Below are 13,994 nucleotides of genomic sequence, written 5' to 3'. Positions count from 1 at the left end.
TGGTGACTCCAGCGTGCTCTCGGTGCTGCTGGGGGGAGGTTAACCCGGCTGCTGCTCGCGCAGCGGGCCGCGGGACGTGTGTCGCCCGGCAGCGTGCTGCTGCCTGGGCGACGACGGTTCGCTGGGACCGCTGCCCGAGCATGAACACCAGAACTTGGAGCGACCGAGGCGAACGCGGACAGGTACGGCGATGAGTCATCGGTGCCGTCGTCGACCGCGAGACGCTGGGCGTCCGGCGGTGGTGGGACACCACCCCGATACCCGCAGGTCGCGCCGACGTTGTGAGGCTGGCGCCGGAGGCCATCAACCTGCTCGCCGCACGCGGTATGAGCTCACGCTTGCGTGCTGTTGTGGGCCCCTACCCCAACGCCGCAGGTCCGCAGCGCCAGGGTGTTCGACCGGGTGGATCCAAATGAGGGACGGGAGCGCGTGCTCGACCGTCTGCGCGGTGGAACGGTGCCGCTGGGGACGGCATCCACAATGGACGGCATCGTCGACGGCGCGCGCGGCGTGGTGTCGGGCAGCTTCCGTGCCGACATCACGTAGGTGTGGACGGACACCTTCAGCACTACTTCGACGGGCATGAGCTGGCAGTCGACGGCGAATTCCTTACGTATTTCCGCACTCAGCCGCACCCGGCTGACGTCGCGGTGGTCGATACCTACCGGGTGCCGGCCGCGCTCTCGACCAACGTCGGTTCTGCCGCTGGTTCTGCGTGGTGGTCACCGGGTTGTTGGGGTGAACTGGTCTCCGCACTGTTGCGCGCGACTGGAGGAGATCGGTGACCGCACCGGAAGAGTTCACGCTGGCCAGGGTGTTCGACGTGGTCGACCCGGAGACTGGCCCAGGTTTCGCCCCCGACCACCCGGTCGTTGACGACCTTGACGAGCGGCAGGCGCTGCTCGACTACCTGGAGAGTGGCACGCCCGTCCTTGTGACGCCGACGTTGATGGACGATGTCGTCGACCCGACGCGCGCCGCCGTGGTGCCCACGAACTTCGTCACCGACGGCACGTGGATGTGGACCGACACCGTCACCTACTACCTGCGCCAGCATGGCCTGGCGCCCGAGGATGGGCTGCTGAGTCACATCCGGGAGCAAGGCCGGGCCGCCGCGCCGGTGGACTCAGACACCGTACAGCGCGCCGTCGGGTTCGTGCTGCAGCCGCCGGCCGAGGATCGCCGCCCGGTGTGGAAGTCGGTCTGACGACAGCACGACCACATATTGACTATCGCACTGGCAGAGGGTCAAATCTGGAGTCCGGCCCTCTGCTGGTAATTTCGCGCGCATGGAGAAAGCCGCTGATTTCGCGTTGAAGCCGTTTCTTCGAAAAGTGTACCAAGCCAGGTCATAGTGCGGCTGCCGGTCAGTTCTGCCGCCCTTCTTGCGTGGTAGCTGCCGAAATTGTGTGATGCGATGTTTTCGCTCCCTTTGATTTTTATGCAATCGGTGGGAGAATCGTGTATTCCTTAAATGCCTTGTCGTATCACGTGGTTGAGGCTGTCGTCCCGGTGGATCGCGAGGACGAGGAGTGGCTTTCCCGAACCGTTGCCGCCGCTGAGCGAGCAGTGCGTGGCGGCAACGAAACGGTTGTTCCGCCGGAGTTGTGGAACGCGCCGGCCGGGCGGGCGCTCCAGGAGTGGTGCGGCTTCGCGCATCAGGCCGTGCTGCTCTTCCCCTCGTCCGTGGAAGGCCATGTCCTGGTTCGCCGCCAGTGGCCTGGATGCCCAGTCTCTGGTGCCGAGCAGCGTGGTGAAGGGCCAGGTGGCGAACCGCTACGGACTTCGTTCCGCTGACCTCGATCTGGGTTAGACGACTATGCCTGCAGGTCGACGGCGAGACGCATCCGGCGGTGAAGGTCTTCCTCTTCCCTCGTTCCTGCTCGCAGCTGGACGACGGCATCGTCAGTCAGGAACGTCGGCGGTTGGGAGAACCACACGGCGTTTCACATGGATCAGCCCAGCGAGCAGAGGCTGGAGGCACTTTTCGGCGCCCTGGTCGGTAGTGGGCTGTGCTGGGAGGGCGGCGGCCACAATCCCGACGATGGGCCTCAGGGCAGCACGGTGCTGTACTTCGTCAGCGCATCGCCGCATGGTTTCTGTCGATGGGAAATCAATTGCCCGGGCGACTTCGCCTCATTTCTGTCCCGTCGTCCGGTCAATTCCGTTAACGTTGCCCGAGGCTACTGTTCTGAGCGCGAGGCCGGCTACGTTCGGGGGCATCCCCGCTGGAACAGAGGCGGCTGCTCGTGCAGGCGTATTATTTTCGTCCCTGGACGACGCAATTGTTCCTGCGTGCCGGAATCGGCGAAGGAATGTCCGTGCTGGACATCGGCTCAGGGCCGGGTGACGTCTCGTTCATCGCCGCCGAGATCGTCGGTCCGCAGGGCAGCGTCGTCGGTGTGGAACGAGATCCCGCCGCGGTGGAGGCGGCGAGGCGCCGCGCGGAGCATACGGACATCGTGACCTTCGCGAACGCCGAACTGGACGAGTTCGACAGCGACCGGCGGTTCGACGCGCTGGTCGGCAGGTTCGTGCTTACGCACCTGCCGGATCCGGCCACGACCCTGCACCGGCCCACCCGCCTCGTCCGTCCCGGCGGCATCGTGGTGATGCACGAGATGGACATGGGGAACCTGGACGTCAGCTTCCCTCGCTGTCAGATCTGGAACGACTGCTACGCACTGCTCGTCAGGCTCTTCCAGGTTCACGGACTCGCGCCGGACTTCGGGCGGAGGCTGACGAACGTGTTCCTCGACGCCGGGCTGCCGTGGCCGGACGTCGAGTCCGGCGCCATGACCGGGGGCAAACCCGGTCCGACGCTGCACGCGTGGCTGGGCAGCGCGGTCCAGGCGGTCGAGCCGCTGCTCGTGCGGGCGGGCATCGAGCTGCCCGAGAACCTCACCGTCGACGACTCCCTCACCGAGACGCTGGAACGCGCGGTGTCGGCGAGTCGAAGCTTGGTCATGGGCAACACGCATTTCGGGGCTTGGACCCGAGTCGACGAGTCACACCGATCGGAGTGATCATGAGCTTCCAGTTCTCGCCCGAGGAGTTCCTGCGCGACACCAAGGCGACGGCCGAGGCGATCGGCGCGGCCTACTCCGAGGAGGCCACGCGCAAGGTCCTGGACACGTATGCCGACAGCCTCCGCGACGGCGCCGTGCTCTGGAGGGCCACCGACAGACCCGGTGACGCGCTCAACTACCGGTTCTACGAGCGCATCCCCACGAACTCGGTCACCACGGCGATCCGCGCCGGGCTGCTCGACCCGAAGAACCCGATGATCGACCTGATCTCGGCCTGGAGCTCGCTGTACAGCGGCACGTCCACCGAGCTGTGCGACTTCGACGCCGAGCACGGCCTCTCCAAGACGTGGATCTACCTCGGCGGAATGCGGCCACTCGAGCAGATCCTCGGTGTGCCGGGTGTGCCGCGGGTGCTTCGCGCCCACGAAAGCCGTTTCCGCGAGCTCGGCCTCACCTCCGTGCGGCACGTGGCCGTCGACTACCGAAGCAGCACCGCGAGCCTCTACTTCCGGACCTCCCGCAAGATCACCTGGACGGAGCTCGAGCAGCTGCTCACCCTGGTCGGCGGCGAGCTGCCGACGCCGGAGCTGTTCTCGCACATGGAGAAGTTCACGTCCCCGGACGGGTTCACCTTCTCGGTGACCGCGGCCGCGGGAGGCGCAGAGATCCAGCAGGTCGGCGTGTACGCCCTGAGACTGCCGGTCGGGCAGTTCCCAGTCGTCGGCGACCGGCTCGCCACGTTCTTCGACTCCGCCCCGTCGTACGACGACGAGGAGATGAACGCGCCCGCCTGGTCCTTCGGCCCCGGCGGGAAGAACTACGTCAAGGCCGAACGTAGCTACTGCGGGCGCCTGGTGGAGCTCATGAAGCAGTGGAACAGCCCCATGACGACGGTTTACTGATGATCGACTCCATTCCCCTCACTCCGGACGTCCTGATCGTCGGCGGCGGCCCGGCCGGGCTCTTGGCCGCCGCCATCACCAAGATCACCCGCCGGAGGATCGCTGGCACGAGGTCGCGTGGCACACCACGCTGGCAGGGCCGGCCGGACCGTTCGGGCAGGTGCTCGGCGCGCTGCCTGCCTGGGGAGGTGGACCGGACGCGGAGCGTTATGCCCAGGCCAGCCCGTGCCGTTACGGCAACGTGCCGCAGCTGCGCCTCGACCCCCTGCTGCGGGCCAGGGCGGAGGAGGTGTGCGGGCGGGAGAACATCCGCTTCGGACACGAGCTGACCGCTCTCTCCGACTCGGGGGAGGCGGCGGTCGCGACGGTGCGAGACCACGGCACCGGCTGGCTGCACGAGGTGCGCGCCAGGTACGTCATCGCCGCGGACGGCGGCCGGACCTGCGCGGACCTGCTGGGCATCGAGATGGACGGCCCCACCGGGCTGCTCGACGTGGTCACCGTGCACGCCACCATGGACCTGTCGAAGTGGATCTCCGACGAGGAGGTGCTGCTCCGCTACTTCATGACGCCCGACGGCCAGGGCTCGTTCGCGGGCGCCCTCTGCGCGATGGGCCCGGACCGCTGGGGGGCGTGACACGACCGAGTGGGCCGTGCACACCAGCTTCCGCCTGGGCAACGCGGACCGCGACGACCGCGACGCGATCCTCGGCCGGGTCCGCCGGATGCTCGGTATCCCGGATCTGGAGATCGAGGTGCACGCGGTCAGTCGAGGGGTGGTGGCCCGGCGCCAGCGGCTGGGGCGCGTCTTCCTGGTGGGCAACGCCGCCCACCGGCACCCGCCCACCGGCACCCGCCCACCGGCACCCGCCCACCGGCACCCGCCCACCGGCGGGCTGGGGCTCAACACGGCCGTTCAGGACGTGCACAACCTCGTTTGGAAGCTCGACGCCGTCCTGCCCGGACAGTCGGCCGAGGCCCTGCTCGACAGCTACGAGGCAGAACGCCGTCCGGTCGGCGAGTTCACCGTCGAGCACTGCCTCACCGACACGCGCGGGCACGCCCGTGTCGGCGCGGCGCTCGGGCTGCACGCCGGGCAGCCCGAGGACGAGGGCTGGGAAGCCATCGGAAAATGGCTCGCGGACACGCCGGAGGGCGAGGCCAAGCGGGCCGCGGTGGCCGAGGCGATCGGGAGCAACGCCGACGACTTCGGCCAGCTCGCCGTCGAGCTCGGCTACCACTACGAGACCGGCGCGATCGTCCCCGACGGCACGCCCGCGCCGGTGGGCGCGAACCCGTTGCGTAGCTACGTGCCCACGACCCGTCCCGGCCACCACCTCCCGCACGTGCGGCTCGATCACGGCGGTGCCCCGGCGTCGGTGCACCACCTGGTCGCTCCGCGCGGACTGACCCTCCTCATCGACGCCGAACACGCCGAACGGTGGGCTGAGGCGGCTCGGTCGGCAGACGTCACGGCTGTCGTGCGCGTGTGCGCCATCGGCCAAGGCGCGGAGTGGACCGCCCCCGAGGGGGAGTGGGCGGCAGTTCGAGGCGTCGGGAGCAGCGGGGCGGTACTGGTTCGCCCGGATCGACACGTCGCCTGGCGGGTCCCCGCCCGGTGCGACGACAGCCCCGCCGCGCTGCGCCAGGCCGTGACCTCGGTGCTGGCTCTTTCGCCGGAGCATGCACCGGCAGTGCGGAGAGAACCTGCAGTCCGGGCTTCTGCCGGTGGTTCCTCATGGTGAGCGGGGAGGATCGCCGGTGTACTTGGTCAGGCCACCGAATCCGCCCGAAACCCGAGGAGCTGTCGTGGACTTCCCCCCGAGCCACCGCGCCCGCCGCGACCAGGAAGACGAGGACTTCGTCGTCGTTCGCCTGTCCCGCAACGAAGTTCACGACTCCGCCGTGGTGAACGACCGGATCGCCGCCGCCATCGAGCAGGCCGAGCGGCCGGCGGTGTTCGCCGAGTTCGAGCCTCAGCCGCTGCACACAGTTCTGGACGTGCTGTCCGGCCACATCACCTGGGAAGAGCTGAGCGCTCACCAGGTGGCCTGACCGACCGTCCACATCATCCGTCTACAGAGAACAGACAGCACAGGAGAACCACGATGGCGCGCAGGATCACCGGAACGATGACGGTGGTGGGCTTGGTTTCGATGACCCTGCTCGGGTTCGTCAAAGTGGCGAGCGCCCACGAGCCCGAGTTGATCGCGACCTGTGTGGAGGACGTCGCGACGTTGTCGGTCAGCCTCTCGGAGTACAACGACAAGAAGCCGAACAAGATCGTGGTCACTGACAACGGCAAGATCTTGGACAAGTCCGACTTCGGCACCTCCTACAGCAAGAAGTGGAACTCGCTGGACGGCACGATCGCGCACAAGTTCGTGATCGACGTCACCGCGTGGGACGACCTCGACGGCAAGGACGGCTGGACCTTCCGCAAGGAGGTCGATCTCGCGAAGTGCGTGAAGACGCCGCCGACGACGACCACCACGACGACCGTCCCGACCACCATCACGAGCACCACCCCGTCGAAGCCCGCGCCGACCACCACGACCACGACGGTCGCGCCAGTGCCGCCGAAGGAGCAGGCCGCGCCGCCGCTGGCCAACACCGGCGCGGCGACCACGTGGTTGCTGCTCAGTGGCCTCGTCCTGGTCGGTGCGGGTGCCGGCGTGCTGCTCTTCCTGCGGCGCAAACAGGCCTGAGCCCGTGGTGCGACCGGGGAGTCCACGGCTCCCAGGCCGCACCGTGTCAGGCCTGCCTGTGCTGGTCCAGGTGCTGTGCCAGCTCCGCGCGCAGCCTCTTCACCGCGGCGGGGTCGGCGAGCGTCTCGCACAACGCCAGCGCGCGCATGCGGTGGCCGTGCGCGGTTTCCGGCTCGTGCAACTCGTCCGACAACGACGCCAGCTCGCACAACACGTCGATCTCGGCCCTCTGCTGGCCGGTGCGCGCGTAGATCACCTGCGCCTCGGCGAGTCTCTCCCGCGCCCGGCCGAGCTCGCCCATGGCGCGAAGGTAGCCGCCGCCGGCCTGCAGGGCGCGGGCGAGGCCCAGGGCCGCGCCACCGCCGCGGAACAGCTCCAGCGCCTGCTCTGACTGCGCGAGCGCCCCGTCAAGGTCTCCGAGTGCCTTCAGGTTGGCGGAGGAGAACAGTAGGGTGTGCGCGTAGTTGTTGTCGTCCACCGGGGTGGAGTCGGCGGACCCGGCAGTGCTGAAGAAGGCGACGCACGCGGAGAACTCCTTCGCCGCCTCGTCGACGAGTCCCGTCCTGTTCCAGTACGCGGCGCGCATGGAACGGGCGACGTACTGGCCGAGCGAGTAGCCGGCCTCCTCGAACAACCGCAGCGCCTCGTCGTAGGCGTCCACCGAGGGCGGCAGGTTCCCGCCGCGCACCTCGGCGCTCAGCAGGTAGAGCGTGGCCCAGCCGCGTTCACACAGGTCACCCGCTTCCACCGCGGCGGCCATCGCCTCCTCGGCCATCCGCGCGGCCTCGTTCGTCCGGCCCATGAGGGCGCTCAGCACCCACGCCAGGAAATTGCGCTGCAGCGCCTCGTCCCGCTTGCTGCCGATCGCGATGGCCGATCGCCGGGCCAGGTCGAACAGGGTGTACCAGGTGTCCGCGGTGCAGTCGAACTCCGAGTACCAGTGCATGGCCTCGGAGAGGTCGAGCACCTGCCGGTGTGCGCCGTCCGCCGCGGCTCGCCCGGCCGCGATCAGCCAGTTCGACGTCTCGGCCTGCAGCCAGCGCTCCGCCTCGCGGTGATCCCGGAACGGGGAGGTCGCGAGCCGTTCCGACCGGACCGACGTCGGCTGGAACTCCTGCGCCGCCGCCGTCGCCGTGCCCACCAGCCAGTCGACGAGCCGCTTCTCGGCCGACCGCACGGCCTCGGCGGTCTCCTCCCTGGCAAGCAGCTCCGTGGCGAACGCCCGGAGGAGGTCGTGGAACTGGTAGCGGCCGTCGTTCTGCGTCGGCTGCAACAGGCTCGCGTCGACGAGCTCCTCCAGCGGGCCGATCACCTTGTCCTCGTCGGGCGCGTCGACCAACGCGGTCGCCGCCCGCGCCGAAAAGTCACCGGTCGGCACCAGGGACAGGCGGCGGAAGAGCACGGCCGCGGACGGGTTGAGCTGGCGGTACGACAGGTCGAACACACCGCGGATGGTGAGGTCGCCCGCCGTCAGCGTGGTGAGACGCCTGTCCCCGTCCCGCAGCTGCCCCACCATGCGGTCGATCGGCCACATCGGACGGCTGGCGAGGCGGTTGCCGGCGATGCGCAACGCAAGGGGGAGCCACCCGCACAGCTCGGCCAGCGCGACCGCGGCGGGGCGTTCCGCCGCGATGCGGGCCGGTCCGATGATGGTCGCGAGCAGTTCGACCGCGTCGTCCTGCCCGAGCACCCCGAGGCCGAACCTGCTGGCACCGGTGAGGCCCACCAGCACGTGCCGACTGCTCACGAGGGTGAGGCAGCGCCGTCCGCCGACCAGCAGCGGGCGAACCTGAGCCTCGTCGGCGGCGTCGTCGAGCACGATCAGCACCGCTCGTTCGGCGAGCAGCGACCGGCACAGGGCGGCCTGCTGGTCCAGGTCCGCGGGGATGTGCGCCGAGTCGATGCCGAGCGACCGGAGCAGGAGGTGCAGCACGTCGGCGGGTTCTGCCGGATCCGGCGACATCCCGCGCAGCTTGAGGAAGAGCTGCCCGTCGGGAAAGTGGCCGGCGAGCTCGTAGGCGGCCCGCACGGCGAGGCTGGTCTTGCCGGTGCCGGGCGGGCCGCTGAGGATCGCGACACCACCGGACCACCGTCGGCTCTCGGCCAGCCCGGCGGCGAGCTCGCGCAACGCGTCCAGGTTCCGTGCGCGCCCCGTCAGATCGTTCAGGTCCGGCGGCAGCGCGCCGCCGGGCGGCAGGGTGACGGTGCGGTCGGGGGCGGGCGGGGCCGGATCCAGGAGGTCCCGGCTCAGCTTCGAGGACTTCCGCAGGTAGGCGAGCTCGTCCTCGGTCAACCTCAGCGTGGCTGCGAGCGACTCGATGGTGCGTCGTTGCGGGCTCCTGGCGATCCCGCGCTCCATGTCGCTGATGGCTCGCACGCTCACACCGGAGCCTTCGGAGAGCTGCTCCTGGGTAAGCTCCGCGCGCACGCGGTAGCCCTTCAGGAGGACGCCGAAGGCGTGGGAAGCCTGATCGGAGGCCGTTGGCGTCATGCGCCAAACTAACCACATCAGGCCCGGTCGCACGCACACGCGTGCGACCGGGCTCAGGTGGTGGCGGTTACTTCCAGCCCGAGCAGTTCGAGCCGTCGCAGATGCGGGTCAGGAACTGCTTGACTCCCGTGTAGTCGCCTCCTCACCGATGAGGGGCACCTGCTTTCCGTCTCGGAGGCTGTCAACGTGCAGGTCGGGGAGCGGCCGTCGAACTCGCCGAGCCACCAGTGGCCGTTGTAGGCGCCGCGACCGTCATCCCGCCAGGTTCGGCAGACGGTCCCGTACACCCAGCTGTTCGGCACGTAATGGCGGGCACAGGTTTGGCCATTCGCAGCCATGGCCGGGGTCGCGGTGGCGAGCGAGATGGCCGCGGCGACGGTTGCCGTCAGCGCGGCCAGTTTCCTGGTTCTAATAGACATGCTCGGAAGTAGACGGCATGTGATCCATCGCCGCCACGCAGGAGCACCGGCAGAACACGGTGCGTGCCCGGACAGCGCCCGTCTCAACTGGCAGTGCCGGTCAGCACGACCACGCTGGGCGCGGGCAGTGCTCATCACGACAAACCGGACCTTCCCGATGTTCCCGCTGGCTTGCAGTTCGGGCTGGCAGCGGTGCCGTCGCAGATGCACCCGATCGGGTGAGCAGGTTCTGCAGCCACGAGACTGCCGGTCAGTTCTTCCGCTTCTCCTGCATGGTAACCGCAGTGCGCCTGCGGTGTTCTGGATCAGGCAAATCACCAGCCTGACCACCCGCTGAAGGAGCAGACATGGCGTTCCGCCGCTGCAACGTCTCGCACCAGGACGACCTCGTTCTTCCAGAGCTGATGTCGGATCCCCGCTACACCTTCCAGGACGTGCTCGACGGTCAGATCACCTGGGAGCAGCTGGAGAACGACGACCACAGCTACGTCTCCTGAGCGCGCCCACCCGATTCCCACCTGCAGGAAGCGACGCGAATCCGATGCCGACAGCCTCTGTCATCGACATCTCCGCGGACTCCTTCTGGGCGCTGTCCCCGCGTGAACGCGATCGGGCGTTCGAGGTGTTGCGCCGCACTGAACCCGTTTCGTGGCAACGACCGGTCGAGAACGCCCTCATCGAAGGCCACGCCGCGCCCGGTTACTGGGCGGTGTCCGGGCACGCCGACCTGGTCGAGGTCAGCAAGAACCCCCGCCATCTTCTCCTCCGCGGCCGAGCACGGCGGGGTCACCTTCGACGTGCTGCCTGCGGAGATCGCTGCGGCGTCGCAGTCGATCGGGGCGATGGACGCGCCCCAGCACGGCATCCAGCGCCGGCTCGTGGCGACGGCGTTCAGTCCGCGCCGCATCACGGAAATGGCGGAGGCCATCCGCGTCGCCGCCGAGGATATCGGCGGCTGCCGTCGGCGGCGAATTCGACTTCGTGACCGACATCGCCGAACCGCTGCCGGTGTGGACGATCTGCGAGATCCTCGGGCTCGACGGCGAGGAACGCGTACGGGCGACGTCGCACGTGAACGCGCTCACCGCCTGACGCGACACCGAGTTCGGCGGGCCGGACGCGGAGACGGCGTTCCGCAACGCGGTGATTGGGCTGTCCGCGTTGAGCATGGATCTGCTCGAGGACATGCATGGCTACCCCGGCGACCTGATGCGCGCGCTGCTCGAGGCCGAGGTGGACGGTCAGCGGCTCACTGACGAGGAAATCACCTCGTTCTTCCTCTTGTTGTTCACCGCGGGGAACGAGGCCGTCCTGTACGCGATCATCCACGGCTTGTTGGCTCCGAAGGATTTCCCGGATCAGCTCGTGTTGCTTCAGAGCGACTTCGACACGTACATCGCCGGTGCGGTGGAGGAGATCATGCGCTGGCCATCGCCCGTGGTGGCGCTCGGCCGGACGGTCATCCAGACGATGATGCCCGGTGGCGTAAACATCCCGTGGTCATCCACGGGGGCGACCAAGTGGTCATGCCATACGGCTCGGCGAACCGCGACGAGCGCGTGGCCGGCTGACCGTGGGAGTTCGATATCACCCGCACACCGAACCAGCACATTTTCTTCGACGGTAGCGGACCACACTTCCGCCTCGGCGCACCTCGCGAGGCTGGACATCAAGGCCATGCTCAAGGTGCTGTGTGATCGCCTGTTGCCGGACCTAGTGCTGGGCGAACCTCTTCTATGTGTCAGTAAACCCTCATCAACGCGGTCGGGCGGCTGCCCCCTGCGGATCGGAGTCTCGGCGTGAGCGTGCATCTGGTGACCGGAGCGACAGGCCTCGTGGGCGCTGCGCTGGTGTTGGAGTTGTTGCAGCGAACCGATGACGAGGTCATCTGCGTGACCCGGCCGGGTCGCTCGGATCCTGGAGAACGTCTCATCGCCCGGCTGAATGAGGCCGCGGAAGCCTATGACCTGCCGTTGGAGCGCGACATCGAGAAGCGCTGCCGCGTGCTCGCCGGCGACGTGATCGAGCCGTTGTGCGGCATCGATCCGGCCGTGGCGGGCCGCGTGCACGAGGTGTGGCACTCCGCAGCGGACCTGCGGTACGAGGACAAGCACTGGGAAGCGTTGCAGCGCACCAACATCATCGGCACCCGCAACGTGCTGGACCTCGCCGAGGCGGTAGGTGCCGAGGTGGTCAACCAGGTGAGCACTGCGTACGTAGCCGGCCGTCGGACCGGTCTGGTGCTGGAAGAAGCTGCGTCGGCGGAGGTGCCGACCAACAACCGCTACGAGGACAGCAAGATCGCCGCCGAGCTGGTGGCCGCCGAGGCCGGGATCCCGGTCCGGGTGATGCGGCCCAGCATCGTGATCGGCCACAGCGTCACCAAGGCGGTTGTCGGTGGCATCTCGGGTCTCTACGGCATCCAGAAGCGGATCCATCAGCTGCGCCGCGTGCAGCGCATTCTCGGCGAGCCGTTGAAGGTGCGGCTGCGGGCCGACGAGGAAACGTTGTTAAACTTCGTGCCGGTTGACCTAGTCGCGCGGGACGCGGTGTCGATCAGTCTCGCGGGTGGCGGGGTCGGCGTGTTCCACCTGACCCACCCGAACCCCCTCACGCTGCACCCCGCACTGGACCGCGTGTTCGAGCTATCCGGACTGCCCGCGCCGTCGTATGTCAGCGACACCGAGGGCTTCACCAGGGTGGACCACGAGTTCGACCGCAAGATCACTTTCTACCGCTCGTACCTGACCGGTACGAAGGTGTTCGACCAGAGTGTGCTGAGCGCAGTGGTGCCGGATTCGGCGCTGCGCTCGTGGCAGTTCGACCTGGCCGAGCTGCATGCCTTTGCCGCGTGGCACTGCGAGCGGCTCGGCACCTTCTCCTGACCTTGATTCTCCTAATCCCGAGGTCACAGGTTCGGTTCCTGCCGGGGGCGCTGGAACGAAGGAGGGTCGTTGACCTGCTAGAATAGGTCAACTGCCCTCTTTTTGATCAAGCACGGAGTCGACCTTCGACGGCGTCATGGTGCGGCACGTGGTGCGAATCGACGCTACGGTTGCACCATGACCTGTCCGTCTTCGCGGGGCCGGACCGCACCACCCTGTTCGGTGACCTGAGGCGCGCGAACGCAGCCGGTCTGTGGTCGCGTTTCTACCTGCGCGAGATTTTCGAGGAATACACTTGCGGGATCTCGGCCCTCTGCGAGCTGGCGGATGAGGCCTACCTCTCCGGGCACGTGGTGCGAGGTCGGCCCACGCTGCTGGGCGCGTTCGTCCTGGAGATGGCCGCAGAGGCAGCACTCGCTCTCCGGCCGGGTGTGCGCATCACCGGCTTCACCGGCCTGGTGCTGCACAGGTTCATGAGTCTGCAGGACGGCCGGACGGCGGTGAAACGCATCGAAGGACGTCTCAACGGATCGGAGGTGGCGGTCACCGTCAGCGGCGACGTCGTCGCACCTGACGGTCGTGTGCTGGTACACGACAGGGTGGATGCGGAGGTGCCCGTGCGGCTCGCCGACGACCTCGGCACCGTCACCGCCGACCTGCCCGCTGTGGACGGACTTCCGTTGACCGCAGGTGATTCCGGCCCGCTCGCCCTGACCGGCCGGTTCGCATCGCTGCACGACGTGCGTGCGGGCACGCTCGGCCGATGGGCGAGGTTCGGCTTCACTCCGGGCTCTTCCTGGCCGGCCGGGTTCGTCACGCCCGCACTGCTGATCGACGCCGCCGTGCAGCTCGGTCTCGGCGCCGCAACGGACGAAGTCGCGGTACCGCAACGGATCGCACGCATCATCTGCGGCCCGGTCGGTGCCGACGCCGGTGTCGACGGTGCGTTGCTGTTCGCCGAGAAGGGCAGCGCGGAGGGACGTTCGATCGCGGCGGGCTCGGTGACGGCGGTGGACGCGTGGGGCAGGCTGCTGGTCCGCCTCGACGGCACGGTGGGCGGCCTGCTCGCCGCACCGGCTGCCGCACCTGACGCCGGGCCTTCCGCCGCACCGGCTGCCGGGTCTGCCGCAGTGCCTGCGATCGCACCCGCCGTTGCACCAGTCGTCGCGGCTGCCTCCCCACCTGCTGCTGCGCGTGACGTTGCATCTGCGGGGTCACCTGCCGCTGTGCCTGCCGCAGCCCTGTCCTAGTGCTGCGTCACGCAATCTTGGCCGGGTAATGGGTCCAGGTGCGGATGGGTGAGTCGGTGGCGAAGCCGGTCTTGGGTTGGGCGCGGGCGTTGCGCCAGCGGATGTAGGCCGCGATCGCGGCGTTCTGCTCGGCGTGGCTGCGGTGGTCGGTGCCGTTGAGGGCGAAGTAGCGCAGGGCGGTGAACTCGGCCTCGATCCAGTTCAACCAGCTGGAGTAGGTCGGCAGGAACACCAGCTCGACGTCGTTGGCGGCGGCCCAGTCCAGGACGTCGGGGTGGCGGTGCGGCGAGAAGTTGTCGGCCACGATGTA

At 68.4% G+C, this 13,994-nt stretch carries 14 protein-coding genes; 12 read left to right on the top strand and 2 right to left on the bottom strand.

The features are described 5' to 3' along the window. The first annotated feature begins 402 nt into the window (after positions 1–402). The 8 genes from BLQ91_RS41925 (at position 403) to BLQ91_RS42335 (ending at position 6,639) form a co-directional block, all read left to right on the top strand. Complete coding sequence (locus tag BLQ91_RS41925; protein ID WP_176960177.1) at positions 403–546, top strand: hypothetical protein; 144 nt, start codon at positions 403–405, stop codon at positions 544–546. Positions 547–781: 235 nt separating this feature from the next. Next, on the top strand, positions 782–1,207 hold the full coding sequence (locus BLQ91_RS37790; RefSeq protein ID WP_090105108.1) for a hypothetical protein: 426 nt from the start codon (positions 782–784) through the stop codon (positions 1,205–1,207). A 1,042-nt stretch (positions 1,208–2,249) separates the two neighbouring features. After that, entirely contained in the window at positions 2,250–3,026 is a 777-nt protein-coding gene (locus BLQ91_RS37785; RefSeq protein ID WP_281199889.1) for a methyltransferase domain-containing protein, read from the top strand. A gap of 2 nt (positions 3,027–3,028) precedes the next feature. Continuing rightward, the gene (locus tag BLQ91_RS37780; RefSeq protein WP_143023025.1) at positions 3,029–3,931 is read left to right on the top strand and encodes an aromatic prenyltransferase; all 903 of its coding nucleotides are present in this window, start codon (positions 3,029–3,031) and stop codon (positions 3,929–3,931) included. Between the two features lie 160 nt (positions 3,932–4,091). Continuing rightward, entirely contained in the window at positions 4,092–4,568 is a 477-nt protein-coding gene (locus tag BLQ91_RS37775; protein ID WP_176960175.1) for an FAD-dependent monooxygenase, read from the top strand. Positions 4,569–4,584: 16 nt separating this feature from the next. Further along, the gene (locus tag BLQ91_RS37770; RefSeq protein ID WP_090105101.1) at positions 4,585–5,676 is read left to right on the top strand and encodes an FAD-dependent monooxygenase; all 1,092 of its coding nucleotides are present in this window, start codon (positions 4,585–4,587) and stop codon (positions 5,674–5,676) included. Between the two features lie 64 nt (positions 5,677–5,740). Then, a complete protein-coding gene (locus tag BLQ91_RS37765) occupies positions 5,741–5,986 on the top strand; it encodes a hypothetical protein (RefSeq protein WP_090105100.1) in 246 nt (81 codons plus the stop codon). Positions 5,987–6,039: 53 nt separating this feature from the next. Then, positions 6,040–6,639 carry an LPXTG cell wall anchor domain-containing protein gene (locus BLQ91_RS42335; protein ID WP_090105098.1) on the top strand — a complete coding sequence of 200 codons (600 nt, stop codon included), beginning with the start codon at positions 6,040–6,042 and terminating at the stop codon, positions 6,637–6,639. Positions 6,640–6,685: 46 nt separating this feature from the next. Here the strand turns inward: BLQ91_RS42335 and BLQ91_RS37755 are convergent, their stop codons facing one another. After that, a complete protein-coding gene (locus tag BLQ91_RS37755) occupies positions 6,686–9,130 on the bottom strand; it encodes an ATP-binding protein (RefSeq protein WP_090105096.1) in 2,445 nt (814 codons plus the stop codon). Positions 9,131–9,896: 766 nt separating this feature from the next. Between BLQ91_RS37755 and BLQ91_RS41915 the strand changes: the two genes are divergently transcribed. From BLQ91_RS41915 to BLQ91_RS37740, 4 genes are all read left to right on the top strand, one after another. Further along, positions 9,897–10,046 (top strand): hypothetical protein, encoded by a 150-nt coding sequence (locus tag BLQ91_RS41915; RefSeq protein WP_176960174.1) that lies wholly within the window; start codon positions 9,897–9,899, stop codon positions 10,044–10,046. Positions 10,047–10,716: 670 nt separating this feature from the next. Then, positions 10,717–11,352, top strand: a complete 636-nt coding sequence (locus BLQ91_RS37750) for a cytochrome P450 family protein (RefSeq protein WP_143023024.1) — start codon at positions 10,717–10,719, stop codon at positions 11,350–11,352. Continuing rightward, positions 11,349–12,434, top strand: coding sequence for an SDR family oxidoreductase (locus tag BLQ91_RS37745; RefSeq protein WP_176960173.1), 1,086 nt, complete (start codon positions 11,349–11,351; stop codon positions 12,432–12,434). The genes BLQ91_RS37750 and BLQ91_RS37745 overlap by 4 nt, the downstream gene beginning before the upstream one ends. A gap of 170 nt (positions 12,435–12,604) precedes the next feature. After that, positions 12,605–13,684 (top strand): polyketide synthase dehydratase domain-containing protein, encoded by a 1,080-nt coding sequence (locus BLQ91_RS37740; protein ID WP_090105088.1) that lies wholly within the window; start codon positions 12,605–12,607, stop codon positions 13,682–13,684. Positions 13,685–13,691: 7 nt separating this feature from the next. Here BLQ91_RS37740 and BLQ91_RS37735 read toward each other — a convergent pair. Continuing rightward, a partial coding sequence (locus BLQ91_RS37735) for a transposase (protein ID WP_176960172.1) occupies positions 13,692–13,994 on the bottom strand: 303 nt, incomplete at its 5' end.

Source organism: Lentzea jiangxiensis (genome assembly GCF_900104175.1).
GTDB lineage: Bacteria > Actinomycetota > Actinomycetes > Mycobacteriales > Pseudonocardiaceae > Lentzea > Lentzea jiangxiensis.
The sequence above is the reverse complement of the archived record's forward strand: the minus strand, read 5'-3'. Positions and strand labels throughout refer to the sequence as shown.

What these genes read in the sequence shown, in the direction of transcription:
- BLQ91_RS37780 (WP_143023025.1), top strand. Translation starts at nt 3,029, where the DNA reads ATGAGCTTCCAGTTCTCGCCCGAGGAGTTCCTGCGCGACACCAAGGCG.
- BLQ91_RS42335 (WP_090105098.1), top strand. Translation starts at nt 6,040, where the DNA reads ATGGCGCGCAGGATCACCGGAACGATGACGGTGGTGGGCTTGGTTTCG.
- BLQ91_RS37755 (WP_090105096.1), bottom strand. Translation starts at nt 9,130, where the DNA reads ATGACGCCAACGGCCTCCGATCAGGCTTCCCACGCCTTCGGCGTCCTC.
- BLQ91_RS37750 (WP_143023024.1), top strand. Translation starts at nt 10,717, where the DNA reads ATGGATCTGCTCGAGGACATGCATGGCTACCCCGGCGACCTGATGCGC.
- BLQ91_RS41915 (WP_176960174.1), top strand. Translation starts at nt 9,897, where the DNA reads ATGGCGTTCCGCCGCTGCAACGTCTCGCACCAGGACGACCTCGTTCTT.